Genomic DNA, 20,560 nt, shown 5'->3' on the forward strand with positions numbered 1-20,560 from the left:
AGTGCACTGCCACCTGAGGCGACCGTGGAGGACCTGGCGTCGGTCTTTGGGCTGTTGGGTGACCCCGCTCGGCTGCGGCTGCTGATCACGCTTCTAGAGGGCGGCGAGGTGTGCGTGCATGACCTGGCGACAGTGACCGGCCAAAGTGAGTCGGGGGTCAGTCACGCTCTGCGGCTGCTCCGTGCGCACCGGGTCGTGGTCGTGCGGCGCAGCGGGCGATCGGGCTTCTACCGGCTGGCGGATGGGCACGTCCGCATCCTGCTGGACGTCGCCTTGGCCCACCTCGGGCATGCGCCCGCGGCACGGGCCGTCCGGACCGACGAGCCCTCGTCGGCCGCCGCCGAGATCAGAGAGGCTCTCGCGTGACACGGGACCAGCAGCTGTCGATGACGCCGACTTGCCCGAGGTGCAGCACCCGATGACAACCGACCACACCACGGACAACGACCCGTGCGATGACACCACTTCGCCCACCAGCGGCGACGGACACGCGCACGGCCCGCGGATCGGCAGCGCAGGCTCCCGGCACCAGCGACCACTGGCCATCGCCTTCGCCCTGACCGCGAGCTATGCCATCGTGGAGGTCGTCGCCGGCCTCACCACGGGGTCGCTCGCCCTGATCAGCGACGCCGCGCACATGGGGACCGACGTCCTGGGCCTCGGGATGGCGTTGGCCGCGATCCAGCTGGCGAAGCGCCCAGCAGCCGGCGGGCGGACCTACGGCACCTACCGACTCGAGGTCCTTGCCGCCGTGATCAACGGGCTGCTGTTGTTCGGGGTCGGGTTCTACGTGCTCTACGAAGCTGTGCAGCGCTTCCGGAATCCACCCGAGGTCGCCGGGATGCCGATGCTCGTCGTCGCCTCGATCGGCCTGGTCGTCAACATCATCTCCTTCCGGCTGCTGACGGCCGGGTCCAAGGAGAGCCTGAACGTCAAGGGCGCCTACCTGGAGGTGCTCTCCGACATGCTTGGCTCCGTCGGGGTCATCGTCGGCGCGATCATCATCACCGTGACCGGGTTCCGCTACGTCGACACGATCGTCGCGGTGGGGATCGGGCTGCTCATCCTGCCCCGCACTTGGAACCTGATGCGCCAGGCCTTGCGGATCCTCATGGAGGTCGCGCCCCCCGGCATCGACATCAACGCCGCTACCGCCGAGCTCGCAGCCCTACCTGGGGTCCGGGAGGTCCACGACCTGCACATCTGGACCCTGACCAGCGGGATGGAGGCCGCAACCGTGCACATCGTGGTCGAAGACGACGCCACCTGGCACCGCGTGCTGGACGGGACACGTCGGATCCTCACCGAGAAGTACGCCGTCACCCACCCCACCATCCAGCTCGAGCCCGCAGACCACGTCGAAGCACCCGTCGGCTTCTGACCGGCGCGCGCCCGAGACCGTCCCCGACACGGAGCGCAGTGGCGCTACCAATCCGCACCAGGAACCGATCCGAGACTCGGCAGGGCCCTGCTCCCGGTCGAGGCCGGAGCCTCACGCACATGGGGCGCCGGTGGCCGCGCCGAGTCGAGAGGGACCAGCAGCCGGCCAGACCGACGCATTACATGAGTACGCTATTATCGCCGCATGTCGATGCCGGACGACGGATCCCCACCAAGTCCACCGACCCTTCCTGCGGGCGGAGTGCTGGCGCTGGCACCGGCCGCTGCGCTGTTCCATTCCTTGTCCGACCCGACGCGTCTGGCCGTCCTGCAGCATCTGACCCACGGTGAGCACCGGGTGCGGGACCTGACCGAGCATATCGGTCTCGCGCAGAGCACGGTGAGCGCGCACCTCGCATGCCTGAAGGAGTGTGGTCTGGTCGACTCGCGCCCGCAGGGTCGGGCGTCGATGTTCTTCCTGACAACAGCCCCGGAGCTTCTCGACGTCCTCGCGGCGGCCGAGCGGCTGCTGGACGCGACCGGGCACGCGGTCGAGCTGTGCCCCACCTACGGTCTGGGCCGAACCGGCGGCCAGACATCGATGGCCGCGGCCACGCACGAGGAGAGCGTCCGATGAGCGACGCCTGCTGCGCCGATCAGACCGCCGCCGCGGAGGTCGACGACAACGACGTCACCAGCATCTGGGGTGTCAGGGAGATCCGCGCCGGTCTCGTCGCGGGCACACTCCTGTTGGCCGCCTTCCTGCTCGGGCTGGGCGGTCAGGACGGGTGGGCGCTGGGACTGAACGTCGCCGCCCTGATGGTCGGGGCGAGCACCTTCGTACCAGAGACCATGCAGAAGCTGGCCCGGGGCAAGATCGGCGTCGGCACCCTGATGACGATCGCCGCCGTCGGAGCAGTGATCCTCGGTGAGTTCGCCGAAGCCGCCACGCTCGCCTTCCTGTACTCCCTGAGCGAGGGCCTGGAGGAGTACTCCCTGGCCAAGACCCGCGGCGGCCTGCGCGCCCTGCTGTCCCTGGTACCCGACAAGGCCACGGTTCGACGGGCCGGGATCGAGCGGGTCATCGACCCGGCCGACCTCGCTGTAGGCGACACGATGCTCGTCAAGCCCGGGGAACGGCTCGCCACCGACGGCGCCATCCGCGTCGGTCGCACCACCCTGGACGTCTCGGCCATCACCGGTGAGTCGATCCCCGTCGAGGCAGGACCCGGCACCCCGGTGTACGCGGGATCCATCAACGGCACCGGAGCTCTCGAGGTCGAGGTCACCACCACCTCCGAGAACAACTCCCTGGCCCGCATCGTGCACATCGTCGAGGCCGAGCAGTCGCGCAAGGGCGCCACCCAGCGCCTCGCCGACCGGGTCGCCAAGCCCCTCGTGCCCGCCATCATGATCGTCGCCACCCTCATCGCGGTCATCGGCTCCCTGCTCGGGGACCCGGGACTATGGATCCAACGGGCGCTGGTCGTGCTGGTAGCCGCGTCCCCGTGCGCCCTGGCCATCTCGGTGCCGGTCTCGGTCGTCTCCGCCATCGGGGCCGCCAGCCGATTCGGTGTGCTGATCAAGGGCGGCGCCGCCCTCGAGGCGCTCGGCGCCATCCGCATCATCGCCCTGGACAAGACCGGCACCCTGACAGCCAACACCCCCACCGTCGTCGCCGTCGCCACCACCGCGGGCCACACCCGCGAGCACGTCCTCGCCGTCGCGGCCGCCCTTGAGGCGCGCAGCGAGCACCCCCTTGCCCGGGCGATCCTCTCCGCTGTCGACACGGTGCCCGACGCCGCTGACGTCCAGGCGGTCCCCGGCGCCGGCCTGATCGGCAACGTCGAGGGCCGGCCGGTACGGCTGGGCCGACCCGGCTGGATCACCGCCGGGTACCTGGTCCACCAGGTGCAGCAGATGCAGGAAGCCGGGGCCACCGCCGTCCTCGTCGAGGAAGACGGGACGGTCGTCGGCGCGATCGCGGTCCGCGACGAGCTGCGTCCCGAAGCGCACGCGGTTGTCGCCGAGCTGCACCGCCAGGGCTACACCGTCACGATGCTCACCGGCGACAACGCCGCAACGGCCCACGCCGTGGCCGCCCAGGCCGGCATCACCGACGTCCACGCCGAACTGCGCCCAGAGGACAAGTCCACCCTGGTCGCCGCACTGCGCACGAAGACCCCCACAGCGATGGTCGGTGACGGCGTCAACGACGCCCCCGCCCTGGCCACCGCCGACCTCGGCATCGCGATGGGCGCCATGGGCTCCGACGTCGCACTGGAGACCGCAGACGTCGCCCTGATGGGCACGGACCTGCGCGCCCTGCCCCAAGCATTCGCCCACGCCCGGCGGGCCCGGCGCATCATGCTCCAGAACGTCGGGCTGTCGCTCACCCTGATCGCGATCCTGATCCCGCTGGCGGTGGCCGGGGTGCTCGGGCTGGCCGCCGTCGTCCTGATCCACGAACTCGCCGAGGTCGTCGTCATCGCCAACGGCGTGCGCGCAGGACGCACCACGAACCTGCACACCACCAGTCCCGCGACCAGCACGTCCAGTCCGCAGCAGGCCATGGCCCGATAGCTGCTGCTAGGTCACCGACGGCCTCCCGCGCCTAGGCTCTCGGCCATGCTGATCGCCAGGTCCGTCGCCCTGTTCATCCTGGCCGCGATCGCCGAGATCGGTGGCGCATGGCTCGTATGGCAGGGAGTGCGTGAACACCGCGGCCTGCTGTGGGTCGGCGCCGGGGTGATCGCGCTCGGTCTGTACGGCTTCGTCGCGACGCTGCAGGCCGACGCCAACTTCGGCCGCATCCTGGCCGCCTACGGCGGTGTGTTCGTGGCCGGTTCACTGACCTGGGGAATGGTGGTCGACGGATTTCGGCCCGACCGCTACGACATCATCGGCGCGGCTGTCTGCCTCGCTGGGGTCGCGGTCATCATGTACGCCCCCCGTGAGGCCTGACCGTCCTCCCCGCCGAGAGGCCGCTCGATCCCAGACGGCGCCGCCGTGCGCGGCGCCGGCGAGGTGCCCTACCGCATCGCGAAGGCTGACTTGCGGGCTGCGTCGTGACGACCCCGTGCCACGGCCAGGCTGGCACGCGCGCAGGCCTGCCCTCGGCGGCTTGACGCCCAAGGCCCGGCCGTCAGCGAGGCATTGACCTGCGGTGCTCGCGATTGCGGGCGGTTGAGGGCGCGGGGAAGTGAATCCGGAAGGTGGCGCCAGTTCCTGGGCCTTTGCTCGAGGCGGTCAGGGTTCCACCATGGGCTTGGACGATCGCGCGCGCGATCGTCAGGCCGATGCCGCTGCCCGCCGTGGTACGAGTTCGGGACGTGTCGGCCCGGTAGAACCTCTCGAAGAGCCGTTCGGCGTTCGAAGGGTCGAACCCTTCGCCCGTGTCGATGACCTTCAGCGTGGCGCCGGTGGGTTCTGCGTCGACGACCACGCGCACCGTGCCACCAGCGGGTGTGTGGCGAAGCGCGTTGTCGAGCAGGTTCGCGAGGGTTTCGCCGAGCCTTTGGCGGTCGACCTGGACGATCGGCGCGCGGCCGGCGGCCTCGATGTCCAGCCGCCTTCCAGCGGCGGTGTACCGGGCGCGGGCCGCTACTACTGCTTCTGTAGCGAGCCCCGCGAGGTCTACGGGCTGGGGGTGCAGGTCGAGCTGGCGTTCTTCGGCTCGTGAGACGGCGCCCATGTCGGCCACGAGGTGCTGGAGTCGCAGCGTCTGCTCTCTCAACGTGGCCATCGTGGCATCGTCGGCGGGCAGGACGCCGTCCACGACGGCCTCGACTGTCGCATCGAGCGACGCCAGGGGCGTGCGCAGCTCGTGGGCGAGGTCACCGATCAGGCGACGGCGCGTGGTCTCGGTCTCGGCAAGGCGGGCGGCCATCGCGTTGAAGGAGTCCGCGAGCTGGGTGAACTCAGGGCCGATCGCCGGCGCCTCGACACGGGCATCCAGGTTTCCTCGAGCGATCCGGTCGGCCGCCACCGCGACGGCGGCCACGGATCCTGCCAGGCGTCGGGCCACGATCCACGTGACCACGGCCGCGGTCAGAATGGCGACCGGCATGGCGACGCCCAGCGAGACGAAGACGGCATTGGCGAATGCCTCGTTGACGTGGGTCTGCACGCCCTGTTCGATCCCGGACCCCATGGCCATCCGCAGGTGGGACTGAAAGATCGCAGGCGCGATGACCAGCGCGACGCCCAGGAGGGTCGCGCCGCCAGAGAGCACAACGAGCCCGAGGGACGCCGCGAGGCGCCAGACGAAGCCGAGGGGGCGCGTCTGCGACGTGGGGTCTTCATCCGAGTCCGATCCGGTAGCCGACGCCACGCACCGTGCGGACGTACCGAGGTGCGGCGACGTCGTCGCCCAGCTTGTGGCGGACGTGTCCGAGGTGGATGTCCACAATTCGCTCGTCACCGAACCAGCTCGGCCCCCAGACCCGCTCGATCAGTCGGGCGCGACTGAACGCCATACCCGGACGTGAGGACAGGACCTCCAGGAGATCGAATTCGATCGGCGTCAGAGCGACCAGCTTGTCGCCGAGCCACACCTCGCGGGCCTCGGGGTCGATCGCCAGGTCTCCGAATCGGCGCAGCGGTTCAGCGTCTGCGGGCGCGGCTGTCCCTGCGACGGCGGGCGCGGTCCGGGGGCGGCGCATCATTGAACGGATCCGGGCGACGAGCACCCGCGCGGAGAAGGGTTTGGACATGTAGTCGTCGGCCCCGACGGACAGCCCGACGAGGGTGTCGATCTCCTCGGTGCGCGCGGTGAGCATGATGACGTACGCGTCACTGAACGTGCGCAGCTGACGGCAGACCTCGATCCCGTCGATCCCCGGCATCATCCAGTCGAGCACGACGACGTCGGGCGTGATTTCTCGCGCGAGGCGCAGGGCCTCGTGCCCTTCGGCGGCAGTCGTGACGTCGAAGCCTTCGCGCTCGAGATACGCCGCCACGACCCGGACCAACGCCGGCTCGTCATCGACCACCAACGCCCTGACACGTGGCACAGGCGAGGGGTCCGCGTCAGACGTGGACCCCTCACGTGTCGCCATGTTCCAGGCCTCTCCCGCTTCGTCGAATCCTTGGTAGCGAGCCTCGTGCTCCCGGGACCCCTCTCCTCGCCCATCGCCCATCGTCCGTGGGCGAGGAGGTCAGGACACCGTCAGCTCGGTAGACATCCCCGCGCCGTAGTGACCGGGAAGGTTGCAGACCAGCTCATATCGCCCGGGCGCCAGAGTCAGCGTGACCCACCCGGACGAACCGGGGCGGATACCGTCGCCAGCACCCTGGGCGCCGCTCGCGGACGCCTCTCCGAGGGTGCCCTCCTCGCTGATCTTGGAGTTGGCACCGATCGGACGCATGCCCGCCTTCTGGTTGTCTCCCAGCGGGAGCACGACCAACTCGTGATCGATGCTGCCGAAGTTGGTCGCCACGAAGGAAACGGTCCCCGCGGGCACGGTTGCGTGGTCAAGGCTCAGGCGCATGACACCGCCGCTCATGTGGTTGCGGCCGCCCATCATGGCGCCACCCATCATGGGTCCCCCCATGCTGGTCAGGGACACATTCACAACAGCTCCTGGCAGATCCGGAACTGCCTGAGATGCGCCGGGGAGAAACCCGGAACCGGCAGCGCCGAGCCGTGTCCTGGTGGTGGCCGCGACGCCTGGACCGAAGGCACCGGCCCACGCCGAGGCCGCCAGCACGGAGCCGAGCAAGACCGCGACCGCGACGGTCAGCGCCGCGATGAGCCAGCCCCGCCTGACCGTCGTCGCCATCATCGGCCACCACGGGCGGCGAACAGCGCCGCGCGCTGCGCCTGGTAGGTCTCGAGGTCAAGCTCACCCGACGCGAACCGACGGTCGAGAATGTCGAGCGCGGACTCCTGGCCTGCCACCTGGTGCGGCGCCGGCGTCGTCGCGCCGGAGTGTGAGCTCGACGGGAGCAGTCGGACCAGCAGCCAGATGATCGCTGCGATCAGGATGATCCAGAACAGCCCCATGAAGATCCACGCGCCGCCACCCATGCCGCCGCCATACCAACCCATCATGTCCGTCTCCTTCGCTCGTGTGCCTGACCTCGGTATGCCACCAGCGTCTCGCTGCGATACGAGGAAGCCCCCGAGGAACGATGAAGTTCCCGCAAAGATCACGAGGCTCTCGGGAGCCATCGTGACGATTCTCATGCCGTCGCCGGACAGCGGGACGTCGATGGGGACGGATCAACGACTCGCTACGGCGTCACGCACCTGAGCGCACCGGCGCAGGGTCAGTGAGGGTGGCGGTGCCGCAGGTCGGGGTAGTGCTCGTGGGTGTGCTCGATCGCGGGGTGGGTGTGCGCGTGGGAGTGCCAGGTTCCTGCCGGCACGGGCTGGGCGTGGGCGTGCTGGTGCTCGGCGTCGTGGGTGTGCGAGTGCTCATGGGTGATCGCGTCGTGGGTGTGCTCGTGCTCGTGGCGCTCGGTGAGGTGCAACCAGACTCCGGCGGCCATGAAAGCTCCCGCCGCGCCCATGGGCCACGTCAGGCTGTCGCCGAGCGCAATCGCCAGGAGGGCACCGAAGAACGGGGCGACGGAGAAGTACGCGGCGGCGCGAGCGGTGCCGACATGGCGCATCGCGACGATTAAGAGAACGAGGCTGACGCCGTAGGCGAAGAACCCCACGCCCAGGGCCGCGACGATGCTCTTGGCAGCGGGGAGCTGGGCACCGAGGGCGAACGCGAGGACAAGGTTCACTGGTCCGGCGACCGCGCCTTTGACCGTTGCGAGCCAGGTCGCGTCCGTGAGCGCGACCTTCCGGGTCAGGTTGTTGTCCAGGCCCCAGGACAGGCATGCGCCGAGGATCGCGAGCGACGGCCACGGGCTGCCGAAGCTCACGCCGGTGGGCACGGACAGAACGATGGCACCGCCGACGATCGCGAGCATTCCGAGCGCGACGCGGCGATCGACGTTCTCCTTGAACACGAACCATGCGAGGAGCGCGGTGAACACGCCCTCGGCGTTGAGCAGCAGCGACGCCCCCGACGCCGGCGTGTTCGACAGGCCCAGCATCAGCAGGACCGGCCCGAGGAGCCCTCCGAAGAAGACCGCACCTGCAAGTGGCAGCAGCTCGCCGCGCGCCAACCGCACCCGTGGTGAGCGACGGACCACGCGGATCAGGCCGAGCCCGAGCCCCGAGCCGCAGTAGAGCAACCCCGCCAGCAGCCATGGGCTGACGTCACCGAGAAGGACTTTTGCCAACGGCGTCCCGGCGCCGAACAGCGCCGCCGAGACCAGTGCGGCCTGCACGCCCCGGTTGCGAAGACTGGCCAGCATCACTCGCCATCACCCCACGCCCGGACGCCCGGCACGCGGGCTGCGCCGGCGAGCATGGCGACGACGTTGCCATGGCGGTGACTTGCTGACCGACGAGTTGGCTTGCTATCTGCGTGCATGCGCAGATACTTCCACGACTGCGCCTTCAGTTCCCTCGACGACGAAGAACCGAACGCAAACGTCCCCCGGCTCACCCCGGCGGGTCAGCTGGCGCCGACACCGCCAGAGCACGCAGCGCCGGGCTCAGGGGTCTGGGGACCGTTCGCGTACTTCGCGACGAACGCCGGCAACCGAGGGTCAGACGCGCTCGTCATGGTCAGCTGCAAGCCCCACGCGCTCGCGACCACCGGTGAGCTCAGCCCGGGGAACGGGCTCAGCAGGCCGTAAGGGTTCTTGCCAATCACGCCGGTAAGGATCGCCACCTGGTCCGCGGGAAGGTCGGGGCTGTAGGTCACCCAGACCGCACCATGCTCCAGAGAGTGCACCGCGTACTCGTTCTTCACAGGCGTCGTGTAGACCGCACAGTTCGTCAACGTCTCCGAGTGGTCACCGCCGACGGGCGGCGTCTCTGGGTACGTCACAGCCCCCTCCACGTGGTTGCGCGCCAGGTTCGGGTACTCCTTGACCCCGGCGATCGGGGTGCTAGCGGCTTCGGCGATCGTGGAGTTGCGTGCCTGCTGGCGAAGGAGCACAGCTGCCGTGATCCCGCCCAGGACCAGGACGAGGACGACAACGACGGCTGTGACCAGCAAGGTCCTGCGTCGCTCCTGACGCTTCTGTTCGGTACGCAGGGCAGCCAACACAGCCGCACGGTCGTTCGCCTGGTTCTCGCGCTTGCTCACGTGGCTCCTCAGATTCAGATGGCCTGTCTAGGCAAGACTCGCTGCACCCTTGCCCGACCCCGACACAGACGCGGGCATCCACCACCCTCTACCGACTATATGAAGTCTCGAGTCGAAGTCGATGAAGATTCCATCAAGTCCCCGTCGGCTCGGGCGCAGCAATGTCGGCCGATCCGCGTCAATCGATGACCCGCGCCTGGCGGTGTGGCGGTACGTCTACTCGCGGAGCCGTGACGATGGCGTGCGTCGACTGGGTCGAGCACCAACCGTCGCGGGCGATCTTCGTCCACCGCAGCGACGCGGCCGCCTCATGCGACGTGGGACAGGACCGTCATCATGCCGAGCGCAGCGTGGTACGTGTTGTGGCAGTGCAGGGCCGCCACCCCGGCCGCGCGATCTGTCGTCCGCGAGGCGCGCGTGCTCCTGTGAATCTCCCCAACACTCGGAACGGTTGCCTCGGGACGCATACCAGCGAGCCGGCCAGTGAGCGCCGCACACCGCAAGTGCACGATCGCACCTCGCCCCGCTGTCTTCCCCCGAGTCAGTGGCTCAGTATCGACTTCATCTCGGCGAGCTCGGCACCCTGGTCACTGGTGATCGTCGCCGCGAAGTGCCGAGCCAGAATGCTCTCGCCGCTCCTTGCTTCCACGTCGGCCCGATCGATCGAGCTGGTGTGGTGCTCGATCATCAGGGACAGGAACTGGCGATCGAACGCGAGACCCGAGGCGTCTTCGAGATCGGCCACCTGCTGGGCCGTGACCAGCCCTGGCATCGAGGCGTCGCGATCGCGCGCTGGTATCGAGCCGATCTCCGGAACCTCGGCGCCCCACGCTTGGAGCCAGGAGGTCATGGCGTCGAACTCCGCGGCGCGCGCCGTCAGGATCGACTCGGCTAGCCGCTGGGTGTCCGGGTCGCTTGATCGTTCCGCCGCAAGCCGCGCGATCGCCAGAGCGCCACTGTGAACGATGACCATCTGGGCGAATTCGACGTCGGCGTCATTGTGCGCCTCGAGCATGCTCGCCGATGCCGAAATCTCAGCCGGCTGCCCTGTGGGCGTCGCCTTGGGTTCCGATGCCGAGCAGGCAGTCAGGATCGCAAGAAGCGTCGCGGTCCCCAGGGCTGCGACATATCGCGTGCGGGTGGTGATCACCGTGCTCCATCCAATCGACGGTCAGAGACCGAGGTAGGCCCGTGGGTTGACGGTGCTCGCGTTGACATAGACCTGGAAGTCCAGGTGGCATCCGGTCGACACTCCACCAGTGTCGCCCGCGTATCCGATCAGCTCGCCCTGGACCACCTTCTGCCCGGGCACGACTGCGTACCGCGACAGGTGGTTGTACGCCGTAATGACGGAGTTCCCGTCGATGAACCCGTGGTCGAGCGTGATCCGGTTCCCGTCGCCGCCGAGAACCCGTGTGCTGAGAACGGTCCCGCCGCGGCCCGCGTAGATCGGCGTCTCGCAACGCGCGCGCAGGTCGATGCCTGCGTGCAGCCGCCAGATGCCGAGGACCGGTTGCAGCCGCATGCCGTACTCGCTGGTCACGGTGATGGGGCTGGTGGCCGTCGGGTTGCCGAACAACGCTCCGGAGACGGTTCCGGACGGCCGCTGGAGCGGCGGCGGGGCCTTCTTGCCCGCCGCAGCCGCAGCGGCGGCCGCTGCGGCCCGAGCGGCTTCCGCCGCGGCGCGCTGCTGGGCGATGATGCCCGCGAGCTCCGCGGCGATCGCGTTGCTCTCGGCCTCCGATGCGGCCTGCTCGACCTCGGCCTGCCCCTTCATCCGGACGAGGGTCTGCTCTTGCGCGCTCTGGTCGGCGATCAGCCTCCCGATCTCGGCTTCGCGAGCAGCTGCCGCCTCGCGCGCGGCTTCAGCCTCGACGACCTTCTGGTCCGCCTCGGCCTGAAGCACGGTGACCTTGTTCTCCACTGCGGACAACCGCGCCTTGTTGTTGCGGTTGGTCGCCTCCACCTGCCGCAGTGCGTCCAGGGTCTTCGTCTGCGTTCGGAGTGCAGTCGTCACGAGGCCGTACTGGCCGATGAAGTCCTGAGTGTTCGTCGCCCCCATCACGACGCCGAGGCGGGTCGGCCCCGTTTGACCCTTGTACGCCCGCCGAGCGACCTGCACAACGGCGGCGCGGATCCTCGTGCGCCGCGTCTCGTCGGCCGTCAGCGTCTCGGTGATGCTCGCCTGCTGCGACCGGGCGTCCTGGAGCCTGCTCGCGAGCAGAGCCGACTCGCGTTGCGAACGCTCGGACTCCACTCGGGCGGCAGCCAGCTCCGCCTGCGCGGCAGGCAGGCGAGCCTGAGTGGCCTCGACAGCGAGCACGGCTTGGCCGATCTCGACACTCAGCCCCTCGACCGAGTCCCGTGCTCTCGCTGCCCGCTGATCAGCAGCTGCGGCCCGGCGCTCCGCGTCGCGCCGCTGGTCGTCGTAGCTGCCCGCGAACGCCGGGGCAGAAAGGGCCGTCAGCCCAGACAGCAGCGCCACGAGGGAGCTCACCGCCACCAGTCGGCGACCTCGCACGCGCGCACCTGCCGTTCTTTGAGGATCGGACACGCTCACCGCGCGCCGTGGCCCGCGCAAATCCATGTTCGGAGTCGCGGACTAAGGACCCCTTCGGATTCGATGTGACTTCGGTGAAGGTCACGGGGGCGTCCGTCTGCGACCGTCGCGACCGAGACGGCACAATGACGGTGTGAGCGCGCCAGCCGTTGATGACTCCCGCCCGTTGCCATTCGACCTGACAGCCATCCAGGAACTTCTGGAGCGCTGGCGCGACGACCCGGGCGGCACGTACCGGACGTGGTTCCTGTGGGACCAGAGGCTCAAGAACTTCCGCTCGTTGCGCCGCGGGATCCAGCAGGTCAGTGCCGAGATCGAAGACGGTGTTTTCGGCACTGCGTACCACGGGTCGTCTCTCGAGACCGTCGTCCGCGGAGTGGCTGAGCAGCGGCAGATCTTTCGCGGCGCTGACCACGCCTTCCTGTGGAAGCCGAAGCTGCGGATCCCCGACATCTACGAGGACCGGACCAATCAGCTCGCGTTCGGACGGATGCTCGAGACTTGCCGATGCTGCACGACCGATGCACAGCTCGTGGCCGCCGTGCGCGCCTTCGCAGGTGTGGGTGTCAAGGGGATGGGGCCCGCGGCGGCGAATCTGTTGTATTTCCTGCACCCGACGCTGCTGCCACCCGTCAACACTGCGATTGTGAACGGCTACAACGCGCTGACTGGCGCCCGGATCAAGCTGGGCAAGTGGGACGAGTACCTCCGGATGCGCTCTGGACTGCTCGCCATCAACGAGCAGTTTCGAAACCTGCTCTCGAATGACCTCGGGGCGATCGCCGGGTTCCTGTTCGACCTGGGAAGCGGCCGCTATGTGGTGCCGCCAGCGGTTGAGTCGGACACAAGGACGAGCCGCGCTCAATGGCATGCCGAGCTTGACGAAAGACTTCGGCGAGCCGCGGCGACGCCCGGGCCCGCGGGCGCAGACGAGCAGGACCTGACGCACACTCAGATCCAGGGGTGGCTGCGCGATCTGGGTCTGGCCCTGGGTTTCGACGTGTGGATCGCGAGCAACGACCGCAATCGCCCATACGCCGGCGGGCGGCTCGCAGACGGGGCCCTCACCGACTTACCTCCGGTGGTGACCGCGAGTCGGGCGGCGGACGCCATCGGGCTGATCGACGTGCTGTGGTTGACCCGTGCAGAAAGCTCGGTGGCTGCCGCGTTCGAGGTCGAGCACACGACATCCATCTATTCGGGGATCGTCCGCATGCTTGATCTCGCCATGTCCACAGAGTCCGGCAGCGTCAGTGCGCTCTACCTGGTCGCGCCGGACTCGCGGCAGGAAGAGGTCCGTGCCCAGCTGCGCAGGCCGGCGTTTGCCCGGGTCGCCGACCTGAAGGTGAAGTACCTGCCCTACAGCGAGCTCGAACAGCACCGGCTCTCAGCGGCAAGATTCGGCCAGGGCCTGCGCCCCATCGAGACGATGGCACGCTCGCTGTGGTGAGTGCGGCCCGTCCGCAACTCTCCTGGGCTCATGCAACGTAGGACAGGACCGTCATCATGCCGAGCTCGGCGTGGTAGGTGTTGTGGCAGTGCAGAGCCCACTGACCTGGGTTGTCTGCCTGCAGGTCGACGGCGAGCTTGCCCATCGGCAACACGTTGACGGTGTCCTTGCGGATCCCCGGGCGACCGTTCGCGCCAACGAGCGCGAACGTGTGCCCGTGGAGATGCATGGGGTGGAACATCATGGAGGCGTTGGTCATGACCAGCCGGACGCGCTCGTCGGCCCGGACCTGCAGCGCATCGTGATCGCCGAACGGCGTGCCGTTGATGAACCACTGCCGCCCGCCGTTGACCATCTGCAGGTTGAGCTCGAGCTCGCGGTCGGGTGCCCGCGACTCGAGCGCCCCTGACGCTCTCGGCGTGAGATCGGCGTAGGCCAGGAGGCGACCGTGGAGCTCCGTCGGGAGGGCGTCCGCTGGCGGCGCAGGAGCGGAGGCGGTTCGCAGGATGGCCGCAGCCGGTGCGGCAGCTTTGCCCTCGGGGACCGCCACGATGGGGAAGGCTCCGTCGCCGGTTGTGATCACAATGTCGTAGCGCTCGCCCATGCCGAGGATCAGAGTGTCGACCTCGAGGGGGTCCACGGGGAAGCCATCGGTGTGGGTCACGGTGAGGCGGTGACCTCCAACGGCGAACCGGTAGGCGGTGTCGCTGCCCGCGTTGATGATCCGCAGCCGGATCCGCCGACCCGGAGTGGTGCTGATGACGAAGGGGTCTTGCGGGGGCCGGCCGTTGATGAGGTGCACCGGATAGGCGACGTCGCCGGTGTCTGCACCGAGTGGGCGATCTACGGAGGGCATGCTGTCCGACATGGACATCGAGCCGGTGTTCGTTCCTCCCATATCCATGCCGTCCATCGCCGTACCCGCCATCGACGAGCCCGACATCGTCATGCCATCTCGCTTCATCCGCGCGAGGATCTGGTCCGGCGAGTCGCCCCAGCCGTCGGTCCAGTCGTCCAGCACCAGGACGACTTCCTCGTCGTACTGTCCGGGCTCGTCGGGATCCTCGACGATGAGGGGAGCCTGGAGCCCTGTGTCGAGCTGGACGCCCACGTGGGGGTGGAACCAGTAGGTCCCTGGGTGCGGAGCGACGAACCTGTAGTCGAAGGTGCTGCCGGCTGCCACAGCGTCCTGGGTGATCCCCGGGACACCGTCCATGTCGTTGCGCAGGGCAATCCCGTGCCAGTGGACGCTGGTGGGGGCTGGCAGAGCATTGCTCAGGCGGATCCTGAGCTCGTCCCCGGCTTTCACTCGCAGCTCGGGGCCTGGCACTGTGCCGTCGAACGCCCACGTCTGCACGGTCCTGCCGGCGAGGTCGATCGTAGTCGGAGCAGCCCGGAGCTCACGCCGAACGATGTTCCCCGTGGAGTGCCGCGCTGCCTCGGTCGCCGCGACGATCGCGTTGGTGGGGCCGACGGGTTGCGGCCCGCCGAGGAGTCGCACACCAGCAAAGGCGCCGGCTCCCACGACGACGACGCCAGCCGCTCCGAGCTGCAGGAATCGGCGGCGATCGAGCCCCTTGGTGGGCTGGAGCGGGGACGGGCGGGGTGTCGAGGCCAAGTCGGACTCCAGAGAACGGAAGGAACGCATCGGAATGTCGCGCGCACCCGTGTGCTGGCGCTGTGCGGCTCCGTGAAACCTACGCAGCCGGGACTAAGGTCCTACGAAGCATCTATGAAGATTCGCTGAAGCCTGCGCTCATGAGTCGCTGATGTCCCCGACGGCCCGGTACCGGCGCTGTCTCCAGCGGAGCCATGCGGTGTTCGAGGTCTGGGTCCCTGCTAGCGGCACCTCTCAGAGAGTCGCCGCGAACTCACCTCGACAACCCTGCGAGCAGAACCAGTAGGTCACGCCATGGGATTCCAGGTGCGGTCCGGTGCGTTCGACGCTCATCCCGCAGACCGGGTCAACGGCCAGTGCGGCGATCTCACGCAGAGTGCCGTCCTCTAGCCAGAGCACCCGGTCGGCGACCTCCCGCAGCCTGGTGTCGTGGCTGACGATCACGACAGCACGGCCGTCCTCGTCGGCCAGGGCTCGCAGTAGCCGTGCCAGGTCGCGGCCGTGGGCAGCGTCCAGGTTGGCGGTCGGCTCGTCGGCGAGCAGGACGCGGGGGTCGTTCGCTAGCGCCCGGGCGACGGCAACCCTCTGCTGCTCGCCGCCGGACAGCTGGGCCGGCCGGAATCCCGCTCTACTTTCCAGGCCCACGCGGGTCAGCAGGCTCGAGGCCCGATCGGAGGCGGCACGTCCGACGACGCCGGCGAAGTTGCACGCAACAGCGATGTTCTCCGCGGCGCTGAGGGCGCCGATGAGAGCGTAGTCCTGGAAGACGAACCCGAAGGTGCGGGCGCGCAGCCCAGGGAGGTGTCGTTCGTCCGCGCTGGTGATGTCGATGCTGGTGCCGTCCCGAGCGGTCACGGCGATGGTCCCGGAGGTGGGGTGCAGGAGTGCGCCGAGCATGAGCAGCAGCGTCGTCTTGCCTGACCCGCTCGGGCCCATGATGAGCAGCACCTCCCCCGCACTCACCTCCAGGTCAACGGCACGCACGGCGTGCACGACGGTGGGGCCAGTCTGGTAGTCACGCGTCAGAGCACGCACCGACATCAGAGGCACCGCTCCGGTGCCGGGTCCTGTCGTGGGCACAGTGGTCATTGTCGCTCCCGGAAGGCGGTGGCGGCGTCGACGCGAGTCAGGCGCAGCAGCGGTAGCAGGGCGGCGATCAGACCCGCCGCGAGGGCACCGAGGCCCGTGGTCAGGACGCTCTCCGGCGTGACGGACAGCAGGACGGTGGGCGCGAGGACCGGGACCAGCCGCGCCAGCACCAGTGCGAGCCCGGTCGCCAGGACCAACGCGAGTCCGACGGTCCACAGCACCTGGCTGGCCACGGTGCCGACGAGCTCCCAGGTCCGTGCCCCGACGGCCTTGAGGACTGCGTAGTCGCGCAGCCTGGCCAGTGTGGAGGTCAGAAGCCCGAGGGCGACGACGGCCAGTGCGATGAGCAGGCCGATCAGGTTCATCAGGACGAGCACGTCGGCGCTCATGCTGCTGACGATGCTGGACTCGGCCGCCACGAACTGGGCGCGGGTCTGCACCGTAGTGCCGGGCAGAGCCGCGGCGACTTGCGCGGCGAGCTGCGTGGCCGAGGTCCCGTCGACGGCGCCGACCAGCACGTACGACACGGTCGCGCCGCGCATCTCGGCGAACTGGTCCAGTGAGACGAACACTGTCGTGTTGGTGATGCTCGTCCCGCTGCTGGTGAGGCCGGCGACCTTCAGAGGCGTTCCGAGCACGGTGGCGTCGGACCCGATCGGCAGGCCGAGGTCGTCGGCGACCAGCTCGTCGAGCACGGCTTCGCCGCGACCGGGCGGTACCCCCGCCTCCAAGGTCAGGGGTCCACCGCGGCCCGAAGACGTGTCGTACCCGACCAGATAGGTCAGCTGGCGTCCCGACGGGCTACCCAGGGCTCCGGAGGTGAACGCGATCGGGGCCGCCCACGCCGCGCCGCGCACGGCCGCCGCAAGGCGCGCGGTGTCGGCGGGCAACGTAGATGCGCTCATGTGCATGGTGCGCACGCCGCCCTGCGAGACGAAGACATCGGCCGGCGAGGTGCGCAAGTAGTACGTGACCCGCTCGAGAGCGCCGGCGAGCACGGCGTCGAGGACGAGGACGAGCAGCAGGGCTGCAGCGACGCCGGCGACAGTCAGCGCGCCTTGGCGCACGTCTCCGAACAGCACCCGCCGCCCCAGCGGCACACGACCCGGCCTCATCGACATCGGAGGGTGGATCATGTCTGACTCCGGAACGCAGCCGCAGCATCAAGCCGTGTGACCTGACGTGCCGGAACCCAGGCGGCAAGCGCGGCCATACCGACCGCGACCAGGGCGGCGCGGGTCAGGGACCCACCCGTGACCGAGACGGGGAACTCCGGCCGCCAGGCGCCGATGACGAGCCGGGCGACGAGGAGCAGCACCACTGCCGCGCCAGCCCCCAGGGCGGTCAGGGACATGGTCTGCATCAGGGCCAGCCGGCGCAACCGCCCCGGTGTGGCGCCCAGCGCCTTGAGCACGCCGAAGTCGCGACGATGCTCGGCCACCAGCGTGTAGGCCACCAGCGCGACGATCAGGACCCCGGCGGCGAACGCGACACCGACCATCAGCCGCACCGGTCCGCCGTAGATCCGGGTCGCAATCGCCAACGAGGCTTCGCGCAGGTCGGTGATCGTGCGCACGCTGTACCCCGCCGTCCGCAACCGATCCGCCACAGCGCCCGGATCCGGAGTAGCGACCAGGACCGCGCCCGTCGTGCCGGGTGCGCGCAGCAGCCCCGCAAGCGTGGCGTCGGTGGTGAACACCAGCGGCGTCATGAACATCGCGGTTCCCCCGGTCAGTCCGACGATCGGCAGGTCATCACCGAGGACGGGGAGCTCGCTGCCGACAACGAGGCCGTGCTTGTCCGCAAAGAGGCTGTCCACCACGACCTCCCCGTCACCTGGGAGCCGCCCGGCGGTCAGGTCCCAGGGGGCCCCGAGGCCGCCTGGCGTGAAGCCCACGAGCGCCACAGCCGCCTTGCCGGCATGCAGTTCGAGGATCGAGTAGGTCGTGCGAACCGCGCTCACCCTGGATACGCCGAGGATCGCCGCGACCTTGTCCACGACGGAGGTCGACATCACACTCGGTTCAGCAAACAGGCTCTGGACGCCCGGGGCGACGACGGCCAGCTGCGCTCCGGAGTGGTCTTCGAACGTCGTCACCCGCTCCCTGACACCCGTCCAGAGCCCGTCGAGCACGAGGATCATCATCAAGGCGAGCCCGATTCCCAAGGCACCCGCGAGCAGTCGGACCGGGCGCGCGATCAACAGTCGTCCGCCGACCTGGACCGACCGCCGCGCGGATGGCCGGCGACCGGCCTGATCTGTGATGACCACGATGACCACCGACTCTCAGGCTCGTCCTTGTCCCCGCGCGCGACACCCAGTCACGACCATCATCGTCTCCAACGCCCGACACCCAACACCCGACCCGGCATCTCCCGATAATCAGGATCTGCGTGCATGGGATCGATCCCGCGAATATGCGATGAAGATCTCCTGAAGACACCTTGCGGCCGAATTGCTCTGGCCGGTGGCGGCCGAATCCGTGCCGACATCCTCCGCGCTGCCCGACTGCTGAGCATCGCGGAGGATTGCGAGCACGGTCGGCGCCAGGGCATCCGCGATCCGCCCGTAGCCGGTGGCCGACGGATGAAAGGAGTCGGCACTCATCGTGCTCGGATCGTGGACGAACTCCCGACCGACGGCAGCGCTCACGTCGACAAGGCGCACAGACGGGCGCCGTGCAGCAGCGCGCCTCTGTGCACCGGTGATCAGCCTGCCGTAGCCGTGCACCGCACTCCGCAAGGGGTGGGGCAGGGCTCGCATCGCGCGGAACTCCGGCAGGCTCGACATCACCACCGGGGCCCCCAGACCCACGAGGGCGTCGAGGAGCTCACCCGAGTGACGCGCAAGGCGCGCGGGCTGAGTCAGGTGGATGACGTCATTGGTACCCACCACGAGCACCGAGACGGCCGTGGTGCGCGAGGCCAACGGCAGCTGACGATCGAGCACGTCACGCGTCAGGGCGCCCGAGCGCGCATGGCACACGACGTGCACCGGACGACCCGCGCCGTCGGCCACCCGCTGGGCGAGCTGCACCGGCAACGCATCTTCCACCTCGTCGACTCGGACGCCCGCCATCGCGGAGTCGCCGAACGCCGACATCTCCACCGGGGTAAGGCCACGGAGAGCTCCTCCGGTCGGCAGGACGGTCACGTCGATGTCAGGCACGCCCCGGGGCGACCGCCCGTAGCGCCGGCGCACACCCCTGGCCTGGCCACCCATGACTGTCACAAGGGCGACCATGAGTGCGAGCATGCCTCCCCACGACCCACGCCGCACCGCCATCCTCATTCCCTTCTTCAGTCATTCCCTCTTTGTGCCGGGCTCCGGCCACCGGCCGCCAAGCGGGGCGTCACCATGAACATTGCCGACGTCACGGAGCGCGATTGCCGACCCCTGAGGGGGATGCGTCAATGGTTGTGCCGACCCGGCATCGCGAACATCATCAGGGCCATCGCGCCGAGACAGATCAGGGCGAACAGGATGGCCCCAGATCCCGCCGCACCCGTTCCGACGAGGATGCCCACGATGACCAGCATCGGGATGCAGCACGCGATCATCATCAGCCGGTGCCCGCCATGTTCGCGGCGGCTCGTCTCGAGGCCCTCGTCCGAATCCGGTTCGCGACCATCATGCTGATGCAGCGGCGCGACCTTCGCCCGAGGCGAGGATGGCGGCTGAAGTCGGCCCTCCTGGCCCATGTCTGGCCGCCGTTCGCTCATGACTTCGCCGCCCTCAATGAGGCGGGCACGTGGCCCAACTTCTTGTACAGCGGGCAGTGTCCGGTGGCTCCCGTCACGACCAGATCGAGGCCGGCCAGAATGAGGAGCAGCTCAAGCACGACCGCGACCGCCGACCCGGCCCCGGACACCAGAAGAGTTCCCCCGGCGACTCCGAGCAGGCCGATCACGATGCGACCGACCCGCTCGATCGGGGCAATGTTGACTGTCAACATGGTGCTCATCACCTCTCGCTGGTGGACCCCGGCGCCGCCGTGGACCGCAGGTCGTCCTTCCCATTCAGCGTGGCCGACGCACGTGCAGACGCGCTTTCCCTTCGATGAAGATGCTCTGAAGCCCGAGGCGCATCGCGCCTCCGCACAGATCCGTCGGGACCTGCTCCGCACCGCAGATGCAGGTGAGTCTCAGATTCGTTCGGTGGGTCGCATCCGGACGAACAACGCGCCGCACGTCCGGCTCGCTGCGGCCGAGAGGCTTAGTCGGATCTTCGTCGTTCCTCCGGGCGATCCTCATGACGGTCGACGAGTGTTGAGGCTTGGCCCCGTGAGATCCAAGCCCAGGAG

General features: G+C 68.9%; 21 protein-coding genes. 6 read left to right on the top strand and 15 right to left on the bottom strand.

The features are described 5' to 3' along the window. Window positions 1-24: 24 nt before the first annotated feature. The 5 genes from LJB74_RS00360 to LJB74_RS00380 all read left to right on the top strand — a co-directional run bounded on the left by LJB74_RS00360 (window position 25) and on the right by LJB74_RS00380 (window position 4,344). Window positions 25-366: a metalloregulator ArsR/SmtB family transcription factor gene (locus LJB74_RS00360; protein ID WP_310650777.1), complete on the top strand. Its 342-nt coding sequence runs from the start codon at window positions 25-27 to the stop codon at window positions 364-366. A 52-nt stretch (window positions 367-418) separates the two neighbouring features. Then, the gene (locus LJB74_RS00365) at window positions 419-1,381 is read left to right on the top strand and encodes a cation diffusion facilitator family transporter (protein ID WP_259306667.1); all 963 of its coding nucleotides are present in this window, start codon (window positions 419-421) and stop codon (window positions 1,379-1,381) included. 210 nt (window positions 1,382-1,591) lie between these two features. Then, window positions 1,592-2,017: a helix-turn-helix transcriptional regulator gene (locus tag LJB74_RS00370; protein ID WP_259310239.1), complete on the top strand. Its 426-nt coding sequence runs from the start codon at window positions 1,592-1,594 to the stop codon at window positions 2,015-2,017. Continuing rightward, window positions 2,014-3,963: a cation-translocating P-type ATPase gene (locus tag LJB74_RS00375; protein WP_259306668.1), complete on the top strand. Its 1,950-nt coding sequence runs from the start codon at window positions 2,014-2,016 to the stop codon at window positions 3,961-3,963. Before LJB74_RS00370 ends, LJB74_RS00375 begins: the two co-directional genes overlap by 4 nt. 45 nt (window positions 3,964-4,008) lie before the next feature. Beyond that, window positions 4,009-4,344, top strand: a complete 336-nt coding sequence (locus tag LJB74_RS00380; protein ID WP_259306669.1) for a YnfA family protein — start codon at window positions 4,009-4,011, stop codon at window positions 4,342-4,344. A 181-nt stretch (window positions 4,345-4,525) separates the two neighbouring features. Here the strand turns inward: LJB74_RS00380 and LJB74_RS00385 are convergent, their stop codons facing one another. The 8 genes from LJB74_RS00385 to LJB74_RS00420 all read right to left on the bottom strand — a co-directional run bounded on the left by LJB74_RS00385 (window position 4,526) and on the right by LJB74_RS00420 (window position 12,036). Beyond that, a complete protein-coding gene (locus LJB74_RS00385; protein ID WP_259306670.1) occupies window positions 4,526-5,713 on the bottom strand; it encodes a cell wall metabolism sensor histidine kinase WalK in 1,188 nt (395 codons plus the stop codon). Continuing rightward, the gene (locus tag LJB74_RS00390; RefSeq protein WP_310650778.1) at window positions 5,682-6,395 is read right to left on the bottom strand and encodes a response regulator transcription factor; all 714 of its coding nucleotides are present in this window, start codon (window positions 6,393-6,395) and stop codon (window positions 5,682-5,684) included. Before LJB74_RS00390 ends, LJB74_RS00385 begins: the two co-directional genes overlap by 32 nt. A 144-nt stretch (window positions 6,396-6,539) precedes the next feature. Continuing rightward, window positions 6,540-7,163 carry a sulfocyanin-like copper-binding protein gene (locus tag LJB74_RS00395; RefSeq protein ID WP_259306672.1) on the bottom strand — a complete coding sequence of 208 codons (624 nt, stop codon included), beginning with the start codon at window positions 7,161-7,163 and terminating at the stop codon, window positions 6,540-6,542. Beyond that, window positions 7,163-7,435, bottom strand: coding sequence for an SHOCT domain-containing protein (locus LJB74_RS00400; protein WP_259306673.1), 273 nt, complete (start codon window positions 7,433-7,435; stop codon window positions 7,163-7,165). Before LJB74_RS00400 ends, LJB74_RS00395 begins: the two co-directional genes overlap by 1 nt. Before the next feature lie 218 nt (window positions 7,436-7,653). Further along, window positions 7,654-8,697, bottom strand: a complete 1,044-nt coding sequence (locus tag LJB74_RS00405) for a DMT family transporter (protein WP_259306674.1) — start codon at window positions 8,695-8,697, stop codon at window positions 7,654-7,656. A gap of 203 nt (window positions 8,698-8,900) precedes the next feature. After that, window positions 8,901-9,539 carry a DUF3105 domain-containing protein gene (locus LJB74_RS00410; protein WP_259306675.1) on the bottom strand — a complete coding sequence of 213 codons (639 nt, stop codon included), beginning with the start codon at window positions 9,537-9,539 and terminating at the stop codon, window positions 8,901-8,903. Between the two features lie 541 nt (window positions 9,540-10,080). Beyond that, window positions 10,081-10,689 carry a DUF305 domain-containing protein gene (locus LJB74_RS00415; protein WP_259306676.1) on the bottom strand — a complete coding sequence of 203 codons (609 nt, stop codon included), beginning with the start codon at window positions 10,687-10,689 and terminating at the stop codon, window positions 10,081-10,083. A gap of 21 nt (window positions 10,690-10,710) precedes the next feature. Next, entirely contained in the window at window positions 10,711-12,036 is a 1,326-nt protein-coding gene (locus LJB74_RS00420) for a peptidoglycan DD-metalloendopeptidase family protein (protein WP_259306677.1), read from the bottom strand. A 196-nt stretch (window positions 12,037-12,232) separates the two neighbouring features. Here LJB74_RS00420 and LJB74_RS00425 point away from each other — a divergent pair, with 196 nt between their 5' ends. Beyond that, the gene (locus LJB74_RS00425; RefSeq protein ID WP_259306678.1) at window positions 12,233-13,549 is read left to right on the top strand and encodes a type II restriction endonuclease; all 1,317 of its coding nucleotides are present in this window, start codon (window positions 12,233-12,235) and stop codon (window positions 13,547-13,549) included. A 28-nt stretch (window positions 13,550-13,577) separates the two neighbouring features. On the opposite strand, the gene LJB74_RS00430 is transcribed toward LJB74_RS00425, so the two are convergent. The 7 genes from LJB74_RS00430 to LJB74_RS00460 all read right to left on the bottom strand — a co-directional run bounded on the left by LJB74_RS00430 (window position 13,578) and on the right by LJB74_RS00460 (window position 20,221). Continuing rightward, window positions 13,578-15,167, bottom strand: coding sequence for a multicopper oxidase family protein (locus LJB74_RS00430; RefSeq protein ID WP_259306679.1), 1,590 nt, complete (start codon window positions 15,165-15,167; stop codon window positions 13,578-13,580). A 234-nt stretch (window positions 15,168-15,401) separates the two neighbouring features. Further along, window positions 15,402-16,247 (bottom strand): ATP-binding cassette domain-containing protein, encoded by an 846-nt coding sequence (locus tag LJB74_RS00435; protein WP_259306680.1) that lies wholly within the window; start codon window positions 16,245-16,247, stop codon window positions 15,402-15,404. A 5-nt stretch (window positions 16,248-16,252) separates the two neighbouring features. Then, window positions 16,253-17,392, bottom strand: a complete 1,140-nt coding sequence (locus LJB74_RS00440; protein WP_259306681.1) for an ABC transporter permease — start codon at window positions 17,390-17,392, stop codon at window positions 16,253-16,255. Beyond that, a complete protein-coding gene (locus LJB74_RS00445) occupies window positions 17,389-18,528 on the bottom strand; it encodes an ABC transporter permease (protein WP_259306682.1) in 1,140 nt (379 codons plus the stop codon). The genes LJB74_RS00440 and LJB74_RS00445 overlap by 4 nt, the downstream gene beginning before the upstream one ends. Before the next feature lie 111 nt (window positions 18,529-18,639). After that, the gene (locus LJB74_RS00450) at window positions 18,640-19,359 is read right to left on the bottom strand and encodes an SGNH/GDSL hydrolase family protein (RefSeq protein WP_259306683.1); all 720 of its coding nucleotides are present in this window, start codon (window positions 19,357-19,359) and stop codon (window positions 18,640-18,642) included. 308 nt (window positions 19,360-19,667) lie between these two features. Beyond that, the gene (locus tag LJB74_RS00455) at window positions 19,668-19,979 is read right to left on the bottom strand and encodes a hypothetical protein (protein ID WP_259306684.1); all 312 of its coding nucleotides are present in this window, start codon (window positions 19,977-19,979) and stop codon (window positions 19,668-19,670) included. Beyond that, window positions 19,976-20,221, bottom strand: a complete 246-nt coding sequence (locus LJB74_RS00460; protein ID WP_259306685.1) for a DUF2892 domain-containing protein — start codon at window positions 20,219-20,221, stop codon at window positions 19,976-19,978. The genes LJB74_RS00455 and LJB74_RS00460 overlap by 4 nt, the downstream gene beginning before the upstream one ends. Between the last annotated feature and the right edge of the window lie 339 nt (window positions 20,222-20,560).

The sequence above is a fragment of the Cellulomonas sp. P24 genome (genome assembly GCF_024704385.1).
Taxonomy (GTDB): Bacteria; Actinomycetota; Actinomycetes; order Actinomycetales; family Cellulomonadaceae; genus JAJDFX01.

Coding starts and splice junctions, on each gene's coding strand:
- LJB74_RS00455 (WP_259306684.1), bottom strand. CDS start 19,979: ATGAGCGAACGGCGGCCAGACATGGGCCAGGAGGGCCGACTTCAGCCG.
- LJB74_RS00400 (WP_259306673.1), bottom strand. CDS start 7,435: ATGATGGGTTGGTATGGCGGCGGCATGGGTGGCGGCGCGTGGATCTTC.
- LJB74_RS00440 (WP_259306681.1), bottom strand. CDS start 17,392: ATGATCCACCCTCCGATGTCGATGAGGCCGGGTCGTGTGCCGCTGGGG.
- LJB74_RS00365 (WP_259306667.1), top strand. CDS start 419: ATGACAACCGACCACACCACGGACAACGACCCGTGCGATGACACCACT.
- LJB74_RS00450 (WP_259306683.1), bottom strand. CDS start 19,359: ATGTCGGCGTTCGGCGACTCCGCGATGGCGGGCGTCCGAGTCGACGAG.
- LJB74_RS00370 (WP_259310239.1), top strand. CDS start 1,592: ATGCCGGACGACGGATCCCCACCAAGTCCACCGACCCTTCCTGCGGGC.
- LJB74_RS00460 (WP_259306685.1), bottom strand. CDS start 20,221: ATGAGCACCATGTTGACAGTCAACATTGCCCCGATCGAGCGGGTCGGT.
- LJB74_RS00375 (WP_259306668.1), top strand. CDS start 2,014: ATGAGCGACGCCTGCTGCGCCGATCAGACCGCCGCCGCGGAGGTCGAC.
- LJB74_RS00405 (WP_259306674.1), bottom strand. CDS start 8,697: ATGCTGGCCAGTCTTCGCAACCGGGGCGTGCAGGCCGCACTGGTCTCG.
- LJB74_RS00380 (WP_259306669.1), top strand. CDS start 4,009: ATGCTGATCGCCAGGTCCGTCGCCCTGTTCATCCTGGCCGCGATCGCC.
- LJB74_RS00395 (WP_259306672.1), bottom strand. CDS start 7,163: ATGGCGACGACGGTCAGGCGGGGCTGGCTCATCGCGGCGCTGACCGTC.